Source organism: Stappia stellulata DSM 5886 (genome assembly GCF_000423705.1).
Taxonomy (GTDB): Bacteria; Pseudomonadota; Alphaproteobacteria; order Rhizobiales; family Stappiaceae; genus Stappia; species Stappia stellulata.
Genome location: NZ_KE384083.1, coordinates 597,814 through 617,311 on the forward strand (window position 1 = coordinate 597,814; position 19,498 = coordinate 617,311).

Sequence of the window (19,498 nt, forward strand, 5' to 3'; positions counted from 1 at the left end):
AAGCCGGGTGGCCCGCAAGTGTCCGCCCACGCAATTTCTTCGGAACATCCCTCGCCCATGTCCCTCCTCGTTCCGCTCTCGCTTTCCGCCATCGGTGCCACGGCCGCCGCAGGGATCTTTGCCCACGATTTCTTCGAGGGGGAAACGCTGCTTGCCGATCTTGCGCGTGTGCGGCGGCTGTCGCGCATGGAGCTTGCCGCCCTCGACGATCGCGTTGCGCGAAACAGCGGGCGCAGCGCTGTCGTCGTGACGCTGACGACCATCCCGAGCCGCATCGCGCATCTGGGCATGACGCTGAAGAGCCTGCTCGACCAGTCGGCGCCGCCGGCCGAGATCCGTCTCAATATTCCGCACCATTCGCGCCGGGAAAACTGCGGATACGAGATTCCGGCCTGGCTGGAGACCCTCAAGACAGTGCACATCGTACGCTGCGACGATTTCGGCCCCGCGACCAAACTCTTCCCGACGCTCACGGCTGTCGATCGCGACACGCCGATCGTCGTCGTCGACGACGATCGCATCTATCCCGCGAGTTTCCTGGCGGACCTGGACCGCCACGCAAGCGAAGACCGTGATGCCGCCTTCGGGCTCAGCGGCTGGGTGGTGCCGGCCGATTTCACCGACCGGGCGACGACGGTCCGCGCCAATCTCCACATGGATCCGCCGGTGCCGATCCGGGCACGCCGCCTTCGCGCGCCCCGGCCCATCGACATCCTGCAAGGCTATTCGGGCTATCTGGTCCGCCCCCGGTTTTTCCCCGAGACGGAGGCGATGCTGGCGCACCGGGATGCGCCGGAGGCCGCCTTCTTTGTCGACGACGTCTGGATTTCCGGGTTCTGCACGGTGCCGAAATTCGTCATCCCGGCGCGGCGGGCCGGCTTCCAGCAATGGAGCCGCAAGTCGCTTTACCGGACCTCAAGCCTCGGACGGGTCAATTCAGGCGACGGCACGCCGGAAAGCCGCAACAACACGATCGTCATTCGCCATCTTGCGGATCGCTGGACGGTGGGCGGCCATCGGCTGGCCGGGTCTGCGCCACAAGACGGCTGACGACACGGGCAACCGCCGCTTCCACGGCCGGATCGCCGGCGAGAATCCGCTTCGCCGCCGGCGCGATCCCGTTCAGCCGCCGTCCGATCCATGGCATCCCGGAGACAAAGCCCAGCCGGTCGCGCAGGTCGAAGGCCACAGCATCCGCTTGCAGGCTGATGTGATGCGGCGAGACAAGCGTGGCAAGCCGGGCCAAAGGATGGTCCGGGTCGACGGCCTCGTCCCGGTAATCGGCCTCATTCAGCGCCACGATGCGGCGCACCTCCGCCGCCTGCCCGTAATAGTCGTCGTTCTTCTGCACCACGCGTAGCGGTCCGTCCTGATCCTGAAACAGGCTGCCTGCCCCGCGCCCGTAACCGTGATCGCGATTGGCAAACAGGCCTTGCGCAATGACGGGATGCGGCACCAGGGGCCCGTTTGCCGGGTCGCGCATGCGATAGAGAGCCAGCGACCGCCCTCCGTCGGCGCCAAGCGGCTTCGCGTTGGTCAGCAGCCACCACCAGCCCTCCCGTTCAAACAGCACGCTGTCAACCGCGTCGACGCCCTCCAAAAGCCTGCGGGCGCGCCGCCAGCGATCCGGAAACCGCTCGCACACATAAAGGTCGAGCGCGCCCAGCGCGCAGGTTTCCGGCAGCATGTAGAGCCGGCCGTCGTGCTGAAAGAGGTAGGGATAGGAGGCATGCTCGCGAAGCGGCAGCACCGGAATCACCGGGCCGGGCCGCAGCTCGTCGTCCAGTTCCATCGCGACGAGCCGCCCGAGCTGTTGACGATACTCGAACTCCTCGACGAAGAGCCAGAGCCTCCCTTCGTGCCGCCACAGGAAGGGATCCGCGTAATAACTGAGCACGGGCGCGGGGATCGGCGTCGGCGCGGCGTCGCCCGCGCGCATCACATAGGTCTGGAAGTGCTCCTTGGGCCAGCGATGCAGTCCGAGCACGCGGCGCCGATAAAAATCCTGCCAGCGCAGATTGAGCCGGTCGACGGTCTTGTAGACGCGGTAGCCGAGCCGCACCAGCGGATCCATCCACAGCGCCCTGTGCGCGGCGACCTTGTTGCGCGAACTCATCCAGCGCACCGGCGCGGCTGACGATATGTCGATCTCACCGGCATTCAGCCGCAACCGCCCCTCCCGTTCGAAACGAAAGAGCAGGATGGTCAGAACGGCCTGGTCGGCGTTGTGATCGGGCGCGGCCGGGCGAAAGGCCAGCGGGTCGCGCGCAAGCCTCGCCCATTCGGCCAGAAGGTCGCGCGCCGCCGGCGCATCGAGATCGATCCCCAGCACACCACCGATGCGGATCTTGCGGTGGAGATCGTCGGGGTCCGCCTTCAGATGATCGCGCACTTCGGCCAGACAGCGCTGTGCCAGGCTGGACTGTCCTTCAAGCGTATAGACCCCGGTCTCTTCCAGGGCGCCGAGCGGTTCTGAAAGGTCGCCGTGAAACAAGGTCGCGCTGTCGAACCAGAAAAGCCGGCCGCCGAACCGTCCGGCCGCATCCGAGATCGCCAGCGGCTTCCACGCGAAGGTATCTGCTCCGACAGCCACATGCGCCGGCTTGTCGTCGAAGGAAAACGGCAGGACATCGGCAAAGGGGAACCGTCTGGCGATGTCGAGGCGCTGCGGCCCGGTCAATCCGAGATCGTAGACGGCAATGCGCGCGCTTCGCTGCAGGCCGCGGCGGCGGACGCTCAGCAGAAACTGCATGAGCGTGCGCGCGAAAGGCGCATTCGCGCCGGTCACGATGGTCAGGGTCATATCGCGATCACGCAGGCGCCGTCCGTCAACATGGCAGGACCGGCCACGGGCGTGGCCGGTCCCTGTTCTCCCCCAGCCGCAGCGCAAGGGCAAGACCGGAGAATGCCCTTTTCCGCAGGGCGGTTCGCCCTCCCCTGTCAGCCGTGCGGTCTATTCGGCCGCAACCCGGTGCGTCTGGGCATAGCGCAGCAGCGCATCGTCGTCACAGGCCTCGATCGGCGTGAAGTCGCGATGGGCGATCCACTCCTTGCGCGTGGGATTGCGGATATGGTTTGAGACGGCATTGAGCGTCAGATAGACGATCTTGCGCGGAAACGGCGTGATGTTGCCGGCCGATCCATGCACGAGATTGCCGTGGAACATCAAAACGCCCCCCGGTTTGCCGGTTGGCGCGACGAGACCGCCCTCTTCCACCAGCTTCTCCACCGCATCATTGTCGAGCGTCCACAGCGGATAGCTTGTCGTCGAGGTGTCATGACCGGCGTCGAGAACCCCGTGCTTGTGGCTTTTCGGGATCAGCATCAAGGGGCCATTGAAGGAAAAGACCTCGTCGAGAAACACGGAGATGTTCATCGCGCGCGGTTCGGGCATGCCGTCGTCGCGATGCCAGGTGCCGTAGTCCTGATGCCATTGCCAGACATCGCCGGTGAACTTGGCTTTCGCATTCACCTTGTATTGGTGCATGTAGACCTTCTCGCCGAACACCTGTTCGAGCGGCTCGATCAGCCGCGGATGACGCCCCAGGATGGCGAATGCCTCGTTGTAGAGATGAGCGGCGAATGCCGTGCGCGGTGCGCCCGATGCCTCCCGCCAGACCTCCTCGCGCTCCTCCGCGTAGATCCGCTCGCCCTCGTCACGCAACACGGCGACCTCTTCCGGCGAAAAACACTCCGGGATGAAGATCCACCCTTGCGTCTCGAACTGTTCCAGCTGTTCCTCGGTCAGTCGCATGTCGTCCTCCTCTTGATCCGGTGCGGAGGGCGTTGGCGCCCTTTCTCGTTGGAATTGGAAAGCAATGATCGCGGCGCGAACGCCGACAATCAACAAGAGCTTTGCCGAAACGGACATTTCATCGCGGATGCCCTCTTCCGTCCCGGCCCCTCCCCGGTGCCGTCTCGGCACTCTCCATCGATCGACATCACTACCCGACCTCCGGAAGACGACCCGGCAAGCCTGTGGTTTGACCGCCGTACAAACGACGACGAATCAATCACACTTTCAAAGGGATAGAACTCAATGCAGCCTCTGTCGTTTGTCGCAGCGATCCTTGCGGTCGGCGTTCTCGCCCTTCCGGCAAAGGCCGCCGGCAAATATTTCGCCTACAAGGACTGGACCGTCCTGATCGAAAAACTGGACACGGGCGAGGACCTTCGCACCACCTGCCGGATATGGACCGGCGGCGACGGCGATCCGACCGTCCTGATCGACGTGTCCGATGGCGACGCCCTGCCACCCCATGTCTATCCCGGCGTTATATTGACGGAGCGCGCCTTTCGCGGCCGGGCGACCGTTCTTGGCGACGGGGACACGGTGAATTTCGTTTTCGACGATGGCGACAGCGCACAGGCACGCGTGACAACGGGCTTCGACCGGGACGGCCACGCCTACGCCCGGACCCAATTTGCCGAGGCGGACAAGCAACGGATCCTGCAGGCGATGCGGGCCAATGGCCGCATCGATATCGTCGGGCCCGGCGGGACCTTTTACACGGCCTCACTCTGCGGCTTTACCGCAGCCTACATCAAGCTCGCGGAGCATTGCGGTTTCTCGCCAGACGGCGTGATCGACTGATGCAGTCGCGCGCCGCGACACCGGTTTCGCGGCGCGCAAGATCGCAAGGTCACCAATCCGGCTTTCCCGAACCTGCCCGCTTTCAATGCGAGGCTGGCGAAAGCCGAAAGACAACTTGCCGATTTTGTGAATTTTATAGGTGAGTGGTGCCCAGGGCCGGAATCGAACCAGCGACACGCGGATTTTCAATCCGCTGCTCTACCAACTGAGCTACCTGGGCCAAGCGGATCGCCGACGGGCGAACGCCTTGAAGTGCCGGCTTTATAGAGGCTCGAAACGGGCGTGTCCAGTTGCCAGCGCGAAGTTTTGCACAAGCACATTGCAACGTCCCGGCACGTCCCCCGAAACCCGGCACGCACACGCAACACCGGTGTCCCGGGCGGTCAAAAAACCTTGGAAAGGCTTACCATGCCGATCGTGTTGGAATGGTCCCGGATTTGATAATTCGACTGGACGCGGCGGTATTCGGCGGACAGCGAAAGCAATATGTCGGCGCGAAGCGGAATACCAAGCGCCCCGCGCACCCAGCCCTCATTGTCCCTTTGCGTCAGCGTCGCGCTGACCGAGGGATCCGGTTCGTCATAGGCGCGGTGCAGATAGCCCGCATCCAGATCGATCATCCAGGGCGTCTCGAGACGCTCCACGGGCGACGCGAAGCGGTAAGTTGCGCCCACCGTTGCGCCGGCGTGCCACCGGGTCTCAAAGCCGGCCTTCGCCTGCTCGAAGCCGGCGAGGAACGCACCGCGCAGCGACCATGTGTCGTCGACATGAACGATATGGGCCAGACGACCGGAAATGTCGTAGCCGTTGCGGTCGCTCACCGTCTGGTAGGTGGCTGTGTCGCGAAACCAGTTGTAGCGGTACTCGATCCTGGCGTTGACCGTCGAACGTGGCGAGGGCTGAATGGCGAAGCGGGCGCCTGCGCCAAGCGTTCCGGAATAATTTCCGCCATTGAGGCGCACCCCGTTGACGATGCCGTAAACCCCGAACCGGGCGTCGTCGACGTCGAAGCGCGCCATGTTGAAGGAGGGACCGAAGGTGACCTCGGACATGGCACTGTTCAGCCGCCCCGTATCAAAATAACGGTCGCCGTAAAACAGGAGGTCCGCCTCGAGGAGATCGCCCTGATTGCCCAGGTCGTAGCTGACATGAACATTGCCGGCGACAAAGGCGTTTGCATCCGGTTGGCCGAGCACCGTGTCGGACAGCAAAACGGTGCTGGCACCCAGGGTCACGATGCGCTCGCCCGGGCCCGCCGTTGCGTTGCTCTGATAGCGCAGGCCCGTGGTGACGATGCCCGACACCTTGAGGGGATCTTCGGCGGCAACAATGGCAGACTGGAACTGGCGTGCCGCCTCCACCACGTCGGACGCGGCATTCGCAGCACTTTCCGCGCGCTGCAGATACAATCTCGCGGTTTCGAAGGATCCAAGCCGATAGTAGAGAACGCCGAGCTCCAGAAGCACGGCCGGGCTGTCCGGCGCCTGGATCAAAACGCGCTCCAGCGTTCCGACCGCGGCTTCATAATCTTCAAGGCGCACCGACACGGCCGCGTGTTCGAGAGCCGTATCGAGATCCTGCGGATCGTCAAGCATTGCCGACAGCAAGACGTCCTGACGGGCCTCCAAAGCCGCCCGTGCGTCCATTCTCTGGGCCGAGGCCATCTGGGCGAAGGTCAGCGCAGCGGCCATGAGCAACGCCGCCGGCACAGCCCTCCGGGCCGGCTCCAGACCCGGCAAGACAGACAACAGATGGCGCCGCAACACAACACGCCCCTCCCTTTCCGGGTCTGGCCTGCTTGCATGACCGGCCAGACCGGACCACCTGCAAACCTAAGGGAAACGCTACGTCACGTCTTGCACACACACATGCGGGCCCGGCATTTTCCGGTGTTTGTTGCAGCAAGAGCACAAGTGCCGCGGCACGAGGCTGCTTGAGGCCGTGACAGCTATTCGATCTCGCGGATCCGGCCGTCGGTGAAGGCATCGTATCCGCCCTGGACATCACTGATGTAGTCGGCAACGACCTCTTCGAGGCCCGGGCCGTAGTCATAGGCATTCATGCCCGCATCGGCGAACACGCGGTAGCCGTCCCCGCCGCCACGCATGTAGTTGTTGGAGACGACGCCATAGGTCTTGTCGGGGTCGAGCGCCATCCAGGTCCCGTCCTGAAAAACCTCTGCCTTGATGATGCGGCCATCGCCAGCCGGCCGTGCGCGGGTCCAGCTGAAGCGCAGTCCGGCAACCTGCGGAAAGCGCCCGGCGCCCTCCTCCGCCTGGGAGACGCCATTTTCGAGCGCGGCGATCACGTCGCTTCCCTTCAGCTGGAAGGTGGCGAGCGTATTCTGGAACGGCAGGACCGCCAGCACCTCGCCCATCGTGACCTCGCCCGCCTCGATGGACGCCCGCAAGCCACCGCCGTTCTGGATCGCAATGTCGATGCCCTGCGCACGCACGCGATCCAGCATGGCCTCCGCCACCAGGTTGCCCATCGGGCATTCACCGGACCGGCAGCTGTCGCGGGATCCGTCGATCACCGTTTTCGTGTCGCCGATGACCTTGGCTTTCAAAGCCTCAAGTGGCTCGCCGAGTTCCGCCACCCGCGCGGCGACAGCCTTGTCGGCAGCCACCGACGCATCGAGCAGAACCGGGTTGCCATTGGCGGAGACGACGTTGCCGTCGTCATCGAAAACAACCTCGATCTCGCCGAGGAACTTGCCGTAGGCGTAGGCCTGGACGATGGGCACCTGCTGGCCGACCGGATTCTGCACGAGCACCGGATAGGGGCCGGCGGCCTTGTCATCGGTGTTCGACAGGAGCGTGTGGGAATGACCGCCGACAATCACATCGATGCCGGGCACCCGCGAGGCGATCTGCATGTCGCGCGGCAATCCCATATGGGTCACCGCGACGATCTTGGTCACGCCCGCGGCCTGAAGCCCCTCCACTGCCCCCTTCAAATAGTTTTCCGCCGAAAAGAACGGAACGTTCGGGCCAGGAGACGAGGTCTCGACAGTGTCTTCCGCAAGGGTCGACACCAGGCCGATACGCTGCTCGCCGACGGTCAGCACCAGCGTTCCGGACACCTTGCCCTTCAGCGCCGGTTCGTTTTCGACATCGATATTGCCCGACAGAACCGGCACGTCGACCTTGTCGAGAAACGCCGCAAGCCCTTCCGGTCCATCGTCGAACTCGTGGTTGCCGACCGCCATGGCGTCGAAGCCGATCGCGTTCATGAATTCCGCCGCGGCGGCGCCCTTGTAGGTGGTGTAGAACAGAGATCCCTGGAACTGATCGCCCGCGTCGAGCGTGATCACATTACGCCCCGCCTCGGCGAGCGCCGCGCGGCGCTCGTCGATCTTGGCCTTGATGCGCGCCACCCCGCCGAAGCACTCGCCCTTGGCATCGTCCTCCGGCGAGCAGGTGGAATCGTATTTGTTGATCGGCTCCAGACGCGAATGCAGATCGTTGATGTGCAAAATCGTCAGCGAATACTCCGCCTGCGCCGGCACGATCGCCAGACCGAGCGCAAGCACTCCCCACCCCAAAACCCGTCCTGTCATCACCGTCCACTCCCGGTCGCCGCTTCGCGCGCAGCCATCACGATTTCCATGCGCATTGCCTGCCACGAGACTGCCACCTCCCCCCGACCTTGGCAACAAGACCGGAGGCGGCGGTCCGGCCCGGACGCGCCGGGCAAACGGGTCAGCAGCCGTAGTAACAGATGGTGTTGCTGGTCTTCAGCAACACCGAATTGGCAAAGCCCGGATCCAGCAGGCGGCCGGGCACTTCGCCGGTGCCGGAAACGATCACCGGCCCGGGGATCGGCTGCCCCGGCTCCGGGGACACGCCGGAATTCAGCCCCGCCAACCGGTTGAGCTGTGCCTGCGTCAGCCGGCTGCCGCCCCGCGCCTCGCCGGTCAGGAGCCGGTTTATGGCCGTGACGATCGACCGGGGTGTCTTTCCCGTGCGCGCGCCGGATCCGGACGGAAAGACCGCGAAGCCCGGCCGGTAAACCCTGAAGGTCTTGCCGTTTGCCGACCGGAAGGTCAGGCCCTTGCCGAACAAAAACGAATAGACGGTGGTTCCGCCCCGGTCGAAAAGGTCCGCCATGCCGCCGCGAATGCCGATGGTGCCCTGCCGCGTTTTGATGGTGACACCCCCGCGCGACTTGGACACCTTGCCGCCGACGAACCGTGCCACCCCGCGTCCGAAGGTGGCGATCATCTTGCCCTGCCCTTCGTTCGGTCGATAAACGAACTCGTCGATGGTCAGGCTGGAATTCGGACCGACCATGAAATTGGACCCGTCCGCCAGAAGGACCTGAACGCGCCCTTCTCCGCCGGTGCGAATGCGCTCGCTGTGAAAGACGGTCTTGCCGATGCGGATCGTCTTGAGGGGACCGCCTCCAAGCTGGCTTTCAGCGCTCTGGTCCACGGCGCTGGCCACGCCGACGCGCTCCTGCGCCCTGGCGTGCGGGACCGCTCCAACGGCCAGGCCGATACCGGCGAGAACACAAAACCAGTGGCTGGGACGGGGCATGACCGGGCACTCCTGTCGCGTGCAATGGGCTTGCTGTGCGCAAGGCACTTTCGCCGATTACGCAGGGACAGTCTAGGCCGGACGTGCGACGCCAGGGGTGATGCCGATCACATGCGGTCGGGATCGTCCGCGTTCTGGCGCGCCTCGAGCTCGGCCAGGTCTTCCGGTTCCAGTTCGACGACCGGAACGCTGTAGCTTCCCGAAAGCCAGCGGTTCAGGTCGACGTCCGAGCAGCGCTTGGAACAGAACGGATAGAACGGTTCCACCGACAACTTGCTGCACTCCGGGCAAGGCCGGGCCCGGCGCGGCGTGTCGGAAGAAGGTCGCTTGTCGGTCATACGTCTTGAAACTCCGGATGGTGTCCGGCGCGAGCGGTCCGCGCCTCAGCTGTATTTCAGGGTGATGCCCCCGTCGACCACGAGCAGATGGCCCGTGATGTAGCGGGCCTCGTCGCTGGCCAGGAAAAGCGCCGCATGCGCCACGTCCCAGGCGTCGCCCATGTGGCCCATCGGCACCTGGGAATCGCGCTTCTTCCACATCGCCTCGACGTCGCCGTCGGAATAGACGTCCGCCAGTCGCGTGGCATGTTCGACCATCGGCGTCTTCATCAGGCCCGGCAGGACCGCGTTCACGCGAATGCCACGGGCGGCGTACTCCACGGCCGTGGTGCTGGTCAAATGATTCACCGCCGCCTTGGTCGCATAATAGGTGGAATAGGCAACCCCTGTGTAGCGGATCGCGGCGATGGAGGAAATATTGACGATGGCCCCGCCGCCGCTCGCCTCCATGGCCGGGATCGCGTATTTCATCGCCAGGAAGACGCTCTTGAGATTGACCGCGTTGACCCTGTCCCATTCCGCCTCGGCAAGCTCCACGACACCGCCGACCTCGGCGATGCCGACGTTGTTGTCGAGCACATGCAGCCCGCCATAGGCCTCGCGCGCCGTGGCAACGGCGCGCGCGACATCCTCGGAGGCGGTCGCATCGCAACCGATCGCGACCGCTTCTCCCCCCTCCGACAGGATGATGTCGCGGGTCTCGCCCGCCGCCGTCTCGCTGATATCGGCGCAAACCACCTTCGCCCCCTCACGGGCAAAGAGAACGGCGGCCGCCTTGCCGTTGCCCCAGCCGGGTCCGCTCGATCCGGCGCCGATCACCAGCGCGACCTTGTTCTCCAGACGTTTCGTCATCCCTGTCTCTCCTCCCCAATGTCGACACGCGCGGACTGTGCCCGCGCGTCCATCGCCCGCAATTCCGTCTTCAGGATCTTGCCGTAGTTGTTCTTCGGCAAGGCCTCTACCCGCACATAGGCCTTGGGCCGCTTGAAGCGGGCAATCCTCTCCAGGCACAACGCATCCAGCGCCGACGGCTCCGCATCGCCCGCGTAATAGGCGACAATGTTCTCTCCCCATTCGGGGTCCGGCCGACCGATGACGGAGACCTCGTGGACCTGGGGATGGGCGAGGAGTACCTCCTCCACCTCGCGCGGATAGACATTGGTGCCGCCGGAGATGATCACGTCCTTGGAACGGTCCATCAGCGTCAGATAGCCCTCCGCGTCGAACGCCCCGATGTCACCCGTATGCAGCCAACCCTCGCGGATCGTCTGGGCGGTTGCTTGAGGGTTTCCCCAGTAGCCGGTCATCACCGTGTCGCCGCGCACCAGGATCTCGCCGCTCGTGCCCGGTGTATCCCGCGGCGCATCGATACGCACCTCCACGGCGCTGTTGGCGATCCCCGCCGAGCCGAGCCTTTCGCGCCAGCGCGGATGGTCGCGGTCGGCGATATCCGCCCGCGAAAGCACCGTAGTTGTCATCGGCGTTTCGCCCTGGCCGTAGATCTGGGCGAAGCGCGGGCCGAACCGGTCGATGGCGCGGACCGCGTCCGCCACATGCATCGGCGCCCCGCCCCAGATGATCGTGCGGATATTTTCGCAAACCGCCTCGCCCGGGTGATCGGTCAGCCGCTTGATCATGGTCGGCGCGGCGAACATGGAAAGCCCCGGCGTGCGGGCGATTGCGTCGAAGACCTCGACCGGTTCGAAGCCGCCAGACGCCGTGACCGCGTTGACGCCGAAGCGGGCGACATGCGCCATCGCATAAAGGCCGGAGCCGTGGCTCATCGGCGCGGCATGCAGCAGCGTGTCGCCCGGCCCCGTCGGATCGACATCGCTGAGATAGGCGAGGCTCATGGCCATCAGGTTGCGGTGGCTGAGCATCGCGCCCTTCGGACGCCCGGTGGTGCCGGAGGTATAGAACAGCCAGGCAAGCTCATCGGGCGCGCAATCGGCATGCCCGACCGGGTCGGCACCCAGCATCCGATGGTACACCGGACCGTCGATTGTCACGATCTCGCGCAGGCTCTCGGGCGCATAGGCGCCGATTTCCGCGTCCTGCCCGCTTCCGGCAAAGGCGAGCCTTGCGCCGCAATTTTCCAGGATCCAGCCGATTTCCGCCGCATGCAGCTTGGCGTTCACCGGAACGGCTGCAAGCCCCGCCCACCAGATCGCATAAAGCGCTTCCAGATAGCGGGGCGAATTCTTGGCGACGATGGCCACGCGGTCGCCGGCCGCGAGCCCGAACGAGCCGCGCAGGGCGCTCGCCAGACGCGCCGCGTTTTCGGCGAAGCGGGAATAGGTTGCAACGACCGTTCCGTCGCGCGACAGCGCCGGCAGATCCGCCCTCGCCCGGCCGGCCCGCGCAAGCCACGCTGCCATGTTCATGCCTGTCCCCCTGACATTCCCGCATGCGCACGCGTGTCCGCCCGCATGCGACCGGCACGTTCCGTCAGGATTTATGGCAGGGTTTGCTGCGCGAGGCCAAGCCGAAATCCGGACCGGCCATCGCCGCGCAGCCGCGTCAGGGGCGGATTCGGGCCGGGTCGCGCCAGGTTTCCAGAACCGGATATTTCAAGCCGCCAAGCAAATTTGCAGTCTCATGCAAGGGAAGGCCGACCACATTGGAATAGGAGCCGGAGAGCTTGACCACAAAGGCGCCGGCAAGCCCCTGGATGGCGTAGCCGCCTGCCTTGCCGCGCCATTCGCCGCTCGCGAGATAGGCGGCGATTTCCGCGCGCGACAGCCGCTTGAACCGCACGCGGGTTTCCACCAGACGCTGACGGATGACATCCTTGGGCGCGCTCACGCAGATTGCCGTATAGACCCGGTGCCCGCGCCCCGACAGCAGTTGAAGACAGGCTTCGGCCTGGTCTTGCGTCTCCGCCTTGGGCAGGACGCGTCGCCCGACGGCGACCACAGTGTCCGCCGCCAGCACGAGCCCGTCGACGTTCGCTTCCACCCGGTCAGCCGCCCGGCGCGCCACCTCGGCCTTGGTGCGCGCAAGCCGCTGGGCCAGCGCGCGCGGCGTCTCGGCACGGCGCGGCGTCTCGTCGATGTCGGCGGGAAGCAGCGTGTCCGGGTCGATGCCGATCTGCTGAAGCAGCGCCAGCCGGCGCGGCGATCCGGACGCCAGCACCAGCGTCTGGCGATCTGTGACGATGGAGGTGTCGGAGGCGGTCATCGGCTCGCGGTCTCTCGATCCGGGCGGCCGGCACGCCCGGCCGCAACGAATGCGATCACTTGAAACGGTAGGTGATGCGACCCTTGGTGAGGTCGTAGGGGGTCATTTCGACGAGAACGCGGTCGCCGGCGAGAACGCGAATGCGGTTCTTGCGCATGCGGCCAGCGGTGTGGGCAATGATCTCGTGATCGTTCTCGAGCTTGACGCGAAACGTCGCATTGGGGAGCAGTTCCGTAACCACCCCCGGAAATTCGAGGACTTCTTCCTTGGCCATATGGGTTCCTGATTATTCTGCCAGATGTGGCGGCGAACCTAGCGGATCGCATCCAGAAAGGAAACAGGCAGTTTCACGCGACGAAAAGGGGTCGCATGCGGCCCCGCGCGGCGGTTCGCATCGCCCTCGCAAAGGGCATCTCTCACCGTCGCCCGAACGGTTGCGCGAACGCGCGATCCATGAAACCTGAGGGTGCAAACGCCGCACGCCACGCGACGCTCGCCTTGGGGAGAATGACATGCCGGACGAGATCTGGGTCAGCACCGTTGGCAGCAATTCCCGGCTTTTCGACAAGCCGGGGATTCGGGAGAAGCACTACGGTCAGGACTGGGCGCCGCCAAAATTCGAAAAGAGCGCTCTCGCCGAAACTCAATATCAGAATGTGCTCAAGCATAGTCGAGACGAAAAGCTTGAACGGGAAGACTTCGCCGAAGCGGCCTATGTGTTCGATCCGAAGCGCTGGTCCCGGGTGAAGGATTTTTTCGCCGTTGATGGTTTTATTTGCGTCAAGGGCAAGTTGGCTGAACTCCTCAAGGAATTCGATTTCGGAGACGGCGAGCTGGTGGAGTTCCCGATCTACGAAATGGACAAGACCACGCGGCTGCCCGGTGAAAGTAAAAAAGCGAAATTGCTTGCGCGAAAGAAAGAAACCGGAGTTGAAATCTGGGAGAGACCGATAGAGCCGAGTGACGGCGATGTCGCTGTATCTGGATCGGCATTGGACGACGCCGATCTTTGGGTCGACCCCAAATTGTATTCGGCACTCTTCATGAGTGGCCAACTGCATGACGCGATCGAGGCGGCCAAGCTCGGGATCGATTTCCGCTTTTCCAGGGCGCGTATTGTCTAGACACAATCCGGCGCGGTTCGCAGACGCGCTCGTGCAGGTTCACCCGCCCGGCGTCGGCGACCATCCGAAGCGCTTCTTGATGCGCAGCATCAGCATGTCGCGCACACTGCGGTAGCTGTCGAGGATCTGCTCGCGCGATCCCGTTGCCAGCGTCGGATCCGGGGTCGGCCAGTATTCCACGTCGACCGCCTCGGTGCGTGTCATCTCCAGCGCCTTGTGATGGGCTTCCGGGGCGAGTGTCACGACGAGATCGAAGCCCGATTCATCCAGCATCTCGAAGGTTTTCGGACGATGTTTGGCGAGATCGCAGCCGATCTCCGCCATCACCGCCTCGACGAAGGGATCGGGCACGCCTTCGCGCACGCCGCAGGAGCGCACGTAGATGCGCCGCGGGAACAGCTTTTCCGTGATGGCCGCGGCCATCGGAGAGCGTACGGAATTCATGCCGCAGGCAAAGAGCACTGCACCGGGTATTGCCCCGGAGCTCGTCACCGCCGCTACCCTTTCCAGTGCAGGGCGCAGACGAGGGTGAAGAGCCTTCGGGCCGTCTGCATGTCAACACGAATCTTGCCGTCGAGCCGGTCCATCAGGATCTGGGAGCCCTCGTTGTGAACGCCGCGCCGGCCCATGTCGATGGCCTCGATCTGGCTCGGCGTCGCCGTCTTGATCGCCTCGAAGTAGCTCTCGCAGATCATGAAGTAGTCCTTCACGACCTTGCGCAAGGGTGTCAGCGACAGCATGTGCGTCACGACCGGGGCGCCGTCCTCGCGCGAGACCGCGAAGATCAGGCGTTTTTCGACCAGCGACAGCTTGAGCCGATAGGGCCCCGGCTCGTCCGCGACCGGCTCGAACTCATTGTCCTCGATGAGGTCGTAGATGGCGACGGCGCGCTCGTGCTCGATGTCCGGGGTGGAACGCGAGATCGAACCTTCATCGAGCTCGACGTCGACAAGGCGGGCCGTGCCCTGCCCGGCCGCGTTCTGCGGTGCTGTCATCCCGTTTTCCTGTCGCCAGCGACACCCGAGCGGCGCCCGTTATCCTTCCAACACCTAACGCGGTCCGGGGCGTTCCGACAAGTGCCGAAGCGCGGCACGACCCTGCTAGAGATTGAGCCGGATGCCGACCGAACGTCCGTGCGCGGACAGACCTTCCGCTTCCGCCAGCGCAATCGCCGCCGGACCCAACTGCCGCAGATTGTCCGCGTTGCAGCGCAGGATCGACGTGCGCTTGACGAAGTCGAGCACCGAAAGGCCCGAGGAAAAGCGCGCCGAACGGGCCGTCGGCAGAACGTGGTTGGACCCACCGACATAGTCGCCGATGGCCTCCGGCGTGTAGCGGCCGAGAAACACCGCGCCCGCATTGCGGATGCGGTCGAACAGCGCATCGGGATCGGCGACGGCGAGCTCCAGATGCTCCGCAGCGATGGCGTCGACGATCGGCGGCGCCTCGTCGAGCGACGACACGCAGATCACCGCGCCGAAATCGCGCCAGCTCGGAGCGGCGACGTCCTTGCGCGGCAGCACGGCAAGCTGACGCTCCACCGCCTGCTCGACGGCACTCGCGAAGTCGGCGTCGTCCGTGATCAGGATCGACTGTGCGCTGACGTCATGTTCCGCCTGGCTCAAGAGGTCGGCGGCGATCCAGTCCGGATCGTTCTCGCCATCGGCAACGACGAGGATTTCCGACGGGCCGGCGATCATGTCGATGCCGACGGTGCCGAACACCCGCCGCTTGGCGGCGGCAACATAGGCGTTGCCCGGACCGACGATCTTGGAGACAGGCGCGATTGTTTCGGTTCCATGCGCGAGTGCGGCAATCGCCTGCGCGCCACCGATGCGGTAGATTTCCGTCACGCCGGCAAGATGCGCCGCCGCGAGAACCAGCGGATTGAGAACGCCGTCGGGGCTCGGCACGCACATGACGACCCGCTCCACGCCCGCGACCTTCGCCGGCACGGCGTTCATCAGGACGGAGGACGGATAGCTCGCGGTTCCGCCCGGAACATAGAGACCCACCGCCTGGATCGCCGTCCAGCGCGAGCCAAGCTCAACGCCGATGGCGTCGGTGTAGCGGTCATCCTTCGGCATCTGGCGTTCGTGGTGCGAGGCGATCCGGTCGCGCGCCAGCGTGAGCGCATCGAGCGTTTCCGCCGGGATCTTCTCAAGTGCCGCGGCAATCTCCTCCGCCGTCACCGTCAGCTCCGCGAGAGAGGCGGCCTTCAGCCGGTCGAAGCGCTCGGTGTAGGTCAGAAGCGCGGCATCACCATTGGCGCGCACATCCTCGATGATGTCGCGTACGACCGCATCGACATCGGCGGACGCCTCCCGCTTGCTGGCGAGAAGCGTATCGAAACGGCCCTGAAAGTCAGGATCGGAGGTGGCGAGGCGAAGAGCCAAGGGTGTCTCCCGGGATCACGATAGGGGTTGAACGCGCCGTTCAGGTCAGTCGAGCGTGTGGTGCGGCTTGTTATCGGTTGCCCAGGCCGCGCCCAGATCGGCGAGTTGAGCCTCGATGCATTCGACATCGAAGGACAAGGTGCCGCCGCCGGCGAAGAGCAGGTTGACCCGGCCCGCCGGGGCCTCGCCTTCCTCAAACTCCACCGCCAGCAGGGACAGGACCGCATCCTTGGCATCCTGGCGGATGTTGAGCGACTTCGGAGCGCCGACGCGCGCGAAAGACAATGCCGCGCGGCGGCGTTCGTGCTTGCGCTTCCGTCCACCGTCTTCCCCGTCCCAGGCAAACCGGTTCATGGTGACGACGAGATGCCGGTCGGCCGGAAAAAAGCGAATGTCCCCGACCTTCAAAACCGCATCCTGCACCTGCGCGGAAATCACCGCCAGATCGTCCGGGTCTAGCGCGGCGAGTTTCAACTGCTCCATCGATGGATCGTCTCCAGCCAGAGTGTTTTGGTCTCGGAACGAGCGCGGGCTTGCCGCGAAGTCCGGCATAGACGTAATGGTTTCCCGCCGCAAGGCAACCTCGCGCCGCCCGTCCGGCCGGCCGGCACGATCCGGACCGCCCCGCACGGCGTAGGCTCGTGTGAACCGGTGCGCTCCATTCTTCTTCCCGCCTCGCCCTGCAAGGAACCCGATTCATGCCTTCAGCCTGCCCGCCCCGCATCGCCGTTATCGGCGCCGGTATCACCGGCCTTGCCTGCGCGTCGAGACTTGCGGCGGCCGGACTGCCATCGGTCGTCTTCGACAAGTCGCGCGGGCTTGGCGGGCGGATCGCAACCAGACGGGCGTCCGACGGCCTGACCTTCGACCATGGCGCCCAGTTCGCGACCGCCCGCGGGCCGGCGTTTGCCGGCTATATGCGTGATGCCATGACGCGTGGGGCCGCCCGCCTCTGGACAACAAGCGGAACGAGCGATGGCGAGCCGCGCTATCTCGGATCGCCGGGAATGTCCGCGCTCGTACGCCCGCTTGCCGAAAACCTCGACATTCGCAGTCGACACACGCTGACGTCTCTCCGCAGGAGCGGGTGCGAATGGCAGCTTTCTTTTGCCGAAACCGCGCGAACGGAAGTCGCCGACATCGTCGCGCTCTGCCTGCCCGCACCGCAGGTCGGCGCGCTCGTCCAGGGGTTTCCCGACGCAATGACCGCTCTTTCCGGCGTGGAGATTGCGCCCTGCTGGGCGCTCATGGTCGCCTTCGAGACCGCGGGGCCGGCACCGGCCCTTCCCGACGTTCTGGTGCCGGATGCCGGACCGCTTTCATGGATCGCGTCGGAATCCGCCAAACCCGGACGCACCGACGCACCGCCGCGCCTGGTTCTCCACGCCAGCGCCAAATGGAGCACCGCCAATCTGGAGCTCGGCGATGAAGCGGCCACGCGCGCCCTTCTCGCCGCACTTCGCGACAGTGTCGGCATGTCCCTGCCCGGTATCGCCCATGCAAGCGCCCATCGCTGGCGCCATGCCAAGACGCTGACGTCGCTTGGCGCCCCCTTTTTGAGCATAGAAGCCAACACGCTGTTTGCCGGTGGCGACTGGTGTCTCGGCGCGCGCGTCGAGTGTGGCTTCGACAGCGGATTTGCGCTGGCGGAACGGATTGCCGAAACGGTCCCATAAGCGGCACCGGCCTTTGTCTGCGGCACGCCGGCTGCGGCGGGATACATGAGCGCACCCCGGGTGGCGTAACCCCAACACGCCATGACAAAGGCGCCTTCTCTAAAATCTCGTCCTAAGGTTGCGCTGATGTCACAAGTGTCCAATAAGACCGTTAACGGTGAATAAACCCTATTGTCGCCACAGTGCTGGTAGCGTCTACTCCAGAATCCCACGCGCTCGAATGACTGGGTGGCAGTGCCGCATCCGCCGCCAAGGGTCTGGCAGAGAACGCGAGAGGCGGTTACAAGCACCGCACAGGGGCCCCGGCCCGCCGCAGGCGCATGAAACGAGTACCGATGTCCGATACCGCAAAGACGAATTCGGCTGACAAGGACGCGACCGAGACAGGCGATACTAAGAGCCGCCAGACATCGGTGATCCCTCTCAGGCTTGAGCAGGCTGCGGCCGCACTGTCTCGCCATCGGCAGACCGAACGCCGTCCGCGCGAGATCCGCAGGCTCATCCTGGCCGCATCATTCGTGCTCTGCGTTCTGGTCCCGACGTTGTTGGGCGCAGGCTATTTTCTGTTTATTGCCTCGGATCGCTATGCTGCAAGCGCCGGATTTTCCGTGCGCAGCACCGACAGCTCGGCGGTGGGAACAGACTTTCTCGGTTCGCTCACCGGCCTTTCAAGCGTCGGCACGACGACAACAGATTCCTATATCCTGCTTCAGTATCTCAAGAGCCGGGAACTTCTCGAAAAGCTTCGGAAGGATATCGACTTTCATGCCATTTACGGTGGCCAGAACGTCGACTTCTTCTACCGACTGGATGAAGACGCCTCGATTGAATCGCTTGTCAAATACTGGGACTGGCTTATCACCACCTCCTTTGACAACACATCCTCGATCATGAGCTTCGAGGTCGAGGCTTTTTCTCCGCAGGACGCCGAAAAAATCGCCACGCTGATCGTGCGGTACAGCCAGGACCTGATCAACAGGCTTTCCGAAGAGGCTCGCAAGGACGCCGTGCAGTTCGCGAAAAAGGAAGTGGCGTCCGCGGAGCTGCGCCTGAAGATCATCCGGGAATCGATGCAGGTGTTTCGCTCTGCCTCCAATTCGGTCGATCCGACAGCGACGGCCGCCGCGCAGATCGAACTGATCACCGGTATCGAACAGCAACTTATCGACCTGCGGGCACGTCTCACCTCCCTCACCAGCTCGCTCGACGAAAGCTCGCCCCCCGTACAAAGGCTTCGCCAGCAGATCCGCTCCCTGGAAGAGCAGCTGACGCGCAAACAGTCGGAGATCGGTGGCACGACAGAGGCTCTGACCGGCAAGACAGTGAACCTCTCGGCCCTCATTGCAAATTACGAGGAGCTGAAAGTCGAGCAGGAGTTCGCCCAGCAGGCCTATGCGACGACGCTCGCCTCGCTGGAGCGCGCGCGCGCGGAGGCGGATCGGCAGCAACGCTTCCTTGCCGTGTTCCGCGCACCAAGCCTGCCCGAGGAAGCGCTCTACCCCGAGCGTATGCTCAACAGCTTCCTCGTGTTTATCGTTGCGCTCATAGCCTGGGGTATCGGCACATTGATCGTCTATTCCGTACGCGATCACATGCGCTGACACACGGCGTGCGCATAGCATAAGCTTGAAGCATCGACCGAAGCCGGA

19 protein-coding genes and 1 tRNA gene are annotated in these 19,498 nt (G+C 64.4%); 5 read left to right on the forward strand and 15 right to left on the reverse strand.

Annotated features, from left to right (window positions below; all coding sequences use genetic code 11):
- The first annotated feature begins 57 nt into the window (after positions 1–57).
- The gene (locus tag G572_RS0119865) at positions 58–1,050 is read left to right on the forward strand and encodes a hypothetical protein (RefSeq protein ID WP_029059969.1); all 993 of its coding nucleotides are present in this window, start codon (positions 58–60) and stop codon (positions 1,048–1,050) included.
- Here the strand turns inward: G572_RS0119865 and G572_RS0119870 are convergent.
- Together G572_RS0119870 and G572_RS0119875 are read right to left on the reverse strand one after the other, a co-directional pair.
- Positions 977–2,803 (reverse strand): glucosamine inositolphosphorylceramide transferase family protein, encoded by a 1,827-nt coding sequence (locus G572_RS0119870; RefSeq protein ID WP_029059970.1) that lies wholly within the window; start codon positions 2,801–2,803, stop codon positions 977–979. The genes G572_RS0119865 and G572_RS0119870 overlap by 74 nt on opposite strands.
- 150 nt (positions 2,804–2,953) lie before the next feature.
- A complete protein-coding gene (locus G572_RS0119875; RefSeq protein ID WP_029059971.1) occupies positions 2,954–3,754 on the reverse strand; it encodes a phytanoyl-CoA dioxygenase family protein in 801 nt (266 codons plus the stop codon).
- Positions 3,755–4,039: 285 nt separating this feature from the next.
- Between G572_RS0119875 and G572_RS0119880 the strand changes: the two genes are divergently transcribed.
- Complete coding sequence (locus tag G572_RS0119880; protein WP_029059972.1) at positions 4,040–4,594, forward strand: DUF1176 domain-containing protein; 555 nt, start codon at positions 4,040–4,042, stop codon at positions 4,592–4,594.
- A 144-nt stretch (positions 4,595–4,738) separates the two neighbouring features.
- On the opposite strand, the gene G572_RS0119885 is transcribed toward G572_RS0119880, so the two are convergent.
- From G572_RS0119885 to infA, 9 genes are all read right to left on the reverse strand, one after another.
- A tRNA-Phe gene (locus G572_RS0119885) sits at positions 4,739–4,814 on the reverse strand.
- 163 nt (positions 4,815–4,977) lie between these two features.
- Positions 4,978–6,285 (reverse strand): surface lipoprotein assembly modifier, encoded by a 1,308-nt coding sequence (locus tag G572_RS25660; RefSeq protein WP_029059973.1) that lies wholly within the window; start codon positions 6,283–6,285, stop codon positions 4,978–4,980.
- Between the two features lie 257 nt (positions 6,286–6,542).
- Entirely contained in the window at positions 6,543–8,156 is a 1,614-nt protein-coding gene (locus G572_RS0119895; protein ID WP_029059974.1) for a bifunctional metallophosphatase/5'-nucleotidase, read from the reverse strand.
- A 142-nt stretch (positions 8,157–8,298) separates the two neighbouring features.
- Positions 8,299–9,135, reverse strand: coding sequence for a FecR family protein (locus tag G572_RS25665; protein ID WP_051242795.1), 837 nt, complete (start codon positions 9,133–9,135; stop codon positions 8,299–8,301).
- A 107-nt stretch (positions 9,136–9,242) separates the two neighbouring features.
- The gene (yacG, locus tag G572_RS24880) at positions 9,243–9,473 is read right to left on the reverse strand and encodes a DNA gyrase inhibitor YacG (RefSeq protein WP_037547500.1); all 231 of its coding nucleotides are present in this window, start codon (positions 9,471–9,473) and stop codon (positions 9,243–9,245) included.
- A gap of 45 nt (positions 9,474–9,518) precedes the next feature.
- Positions 9,519–10,325 carry an SDR family NAD(P)-dependent oxidoreductase gene (locus G572_RS0119910; protein WP_029059975.1) on the reverse strand — a complete coding sequence of 269 codons (807 nt, stop codon included), beginning with the start codon at positions 10,323–10,325 and terminating at the stop codon, positions 9,519–9,521.
- The gene (locus tag G572_RS24885) at positions 10,322–11,857 is read right to left on the reverse strand and encodes an AMP-binding protein (protein WP_051242797.1); all 1,536 of its coding nucleotides are present in this window, start codon (positions 11,855–11,857) and stop codon (positions 10,322–10,324) included. Before G572_RS24885 ends, G572_RS0119910 begins: the two co-directional genes overlap by 4 nt.
- A gap of 136 nt (positions 11,858–11,993) precedes the next feature.
- Positions 11,994–12,653: a Maf-like protein gene (locus G572_RS0119920; protein ID WP_051242800.1), complete on the reverse strand. Its 660-nt coding sequence runs from the start codon at positions 12,651–12,653 to the stop codon at positions 11,994–11,996.
- 55 nt (positions 12,654–12,708) lie between these two features.
- On the reverse strand, positions 12,709–12,927 hold the full coding sequence (infA, locus tag G572_RS0119925) for a translation initiation factor IF-1 (protein WP_013653834.1): 219 nt from the start codon (positions 12,925–12,927) through the stop codon (positions 12,709–12,711).
- A 238-nt stretch (positions 12,928–13,165) separates the two neighbouring features.
- Between infA and G572_RS0119930 the strand changes: the two genes are divergently transcribed.
- Positions 13,166–13,777, forward strand: a complete 612-nt coding sequence (locus G572_RS0119930) for a hypothetical protein (RefSeq protein ID WP_029059977.1) — start codon at positions 13,166–13,168, stop codon at positions 13,775–13,777.
- Positions 13,778–13,816: 39 nt separating this feature from the next.
- On the opposite strand, the gene G572_RS0119935 is transcribed toward G572_RS0119930, so the two are convergent.
- From G572_RS0119935 to G572_RS0119950, 4 genes are all read right to left on the reverse strand, one after another.
- Complete coding sequence (locus tag G572_RS0119935; protein ID WP_425423457.1) at positions 13,817–14,251, reverse strand: arsenate-mycothiol transferase ArsC; 435 nt, start codon at positions 14,249–14,251, stop codon at positions 13,817–13,819.
- A 23-nt stretch (positions 14,252–14,274) separates the two neighbouring features.
- The gene (locus G572_RS0119940; RefSeq protein ID WP_029059979.1) at positions 14,275–14,772 is read right to left on the reverse strand and encodes a UPF0262 family protein; all 498 of its coding nucleotides are present in this window, start codon (positions 14,770–14,772) and stop codon (positions 14,275–14,277) included.
- Positions 14,773–14,877: 105 nt separating this feature from the next.
- Positions 14,878–16,173: a histidinol dehydrogenase gene (hisD, locus tag G572_RS0119945; protein WP_029059980.1), complete on the reverse strand. Its 1,296-nt coding sequence runs from the start codon at positions 16,171–16,173 to the stop codon at positions 14,878–14,880.
- 45 nt (positions 16,174–16,218) lie between these two features.
- A complete protein-coding gene (locus G572_RS0119950) occupies positions 16,219–16,656 on the reverse strand; it encodes a DUF2948 family protein (RefSeq protein ID WP_029059981.1) in 438 nt (145 codons plus the stop codon).
- Positions 16,657–16,871: 215 nt separating this feature from the next.
- On the opposite strand from G572_RS0119950, the gene G572_RS0119955 reads away from it, so the two are divergent.
- Positions 16,872–17,849, forward strand: coding sequence for an NAD(P)/FAD-dependent oxidoreductase (locus tag G572_RS0119955; protein WP_037547502.1), 978 nt, complete (start codon positions 16,872–16,874; stop codon positions 17,847–17,849).
- 335 nt (positions 17,850–18,184) lie between these two features.
- Positions 18,185–19,450 carry a KpsE/RkpR family capsule polysaccharide export protein gene (locus tag G572_RS0119960; protein ID WP_051242804.1) on the forward strand — a complete coding sequence of 422 codons (1,266 nt, stop codon included), beginning with the start codon at positions 18,185–18,187 and terminating at the stop codon, positions 19,448–19,450.
- Positions 19,451–19,498 lie beyond the last annotated feature (48 nt).

Coding starts and splice junctions, on each gene's coding strand:
- G572_RS0119865 (WP_029059969.1), top strand. CDS start 58: ATGTCCCTCCTCGTTCCGCTCTCGCTTTCCGCCATCGGTGCCACGGCC.
- G572_RS0119870 (WP_029059970.1), bottom strand. CDS start 2,803: ATGACCCTGACCATCGTGACCGGCGCGAATGCGCCTTTCGCGCGCACG.
- G572_RS0119875 (WP_029059971.1), bottom strand. CDS start 3,754: ATGCGACTGACCGAGGAACAGCTGGAACAGTTCGAGACGCAAGGGTGG.
- G572_RS0119880 (WP_029059972.1), top strand. CDS start 4,040: ATGCAGCCTCTGTCGTTTGTCGCAGCGATCCTTGCGGTCGGCGTTCTC.
- G572_RS25660 (WP_029059973.1), bottom strand. CDS start 6,285: ATGGCCGCTGCGCTGACCTTCGCCCAGATGGCCTCGGCCCAGAGAATG.
- G572_RS0119895 (WP_029059974.1), bottom strand. CDS start 8,156: ATGACAGGACGGGTTTTGGGGTGGGGAGTGCTTGCGCTCGGTCTGGCG.
- G572_RS25665 (WP_051242795.1), bottom strand. CDS start 9,135: ATGCCCCGTCCCAGCCACTGGTTTTGTGTTCTCGCCGGTATCGGCCTG.
- yacG (WP_037547500.1), bottom strand. CDS start 9,473: ATGACCGACAAGCGACCTTCTTCCGACACGCCGCGCCGGGCCCGGCCT.
- G572_RS0119910 (WP_029059975.1), bottom strand. CDS start 10,325: ATGACGAAACGTCTGGAGAACAAGGTCGCGCTGGTGATCGGCGCCGGA.
- G572_RS24885 (WP_051242797.1), bottom strand. CDS start 11,857: ATGAACATGGCAGCGTGGCTTGCGCGGGCCGGCCGGGCGAGGGCGGAT.
- G572_RS0119920 (WP_051242800.1), bottom strand. CDS start 12,653: ATGACCGCCTCCGACACCTCCATCGTCACAGATCGCCAGACGCTGGTG.
- infA (WP_013653834.1), bottom strand. CDS start 12,927: ATGGCCAAGGAAGAAGTCCTCGAATTTCCGGGGGTGGTTACGGAACTG.
- G572_RS0119930 (WP_029059977.1), top strand. CDS start 13,166: ATGCCGGACGAGATCTGGGTCAGCACCGTTGGCAGCAATTCCCGGCTT.
- G572_RS0119940 (WP_029059979.1), bottom strand. CDS start 14,772: ATGACAGCACCGCAGAACGCGGCCGGGCAGGGCACGGCCCGCCTTGTC.
- G572_RS0119950 (WP_029059981.1), bottom strand. CDS start 16,656: ATGGAGCAGTTGAAACTCGCCGCGCTAGACCCGGACGATCTGGCGGTG.
- G572_RS0119955 (WP_037547502.1), top strand. CDS start 16,872: ATGCCTTCAGCCTGCCCGCCCCGCATCGCCGTTATCGGCGCCGGTATC.
- G572_RS0119960 (WP_051242804.1), top strand. CDS start 18,185: ATGTCCGATACCGCAAAGACGAATTCGGCTGACAAGGACGCGACCGAG.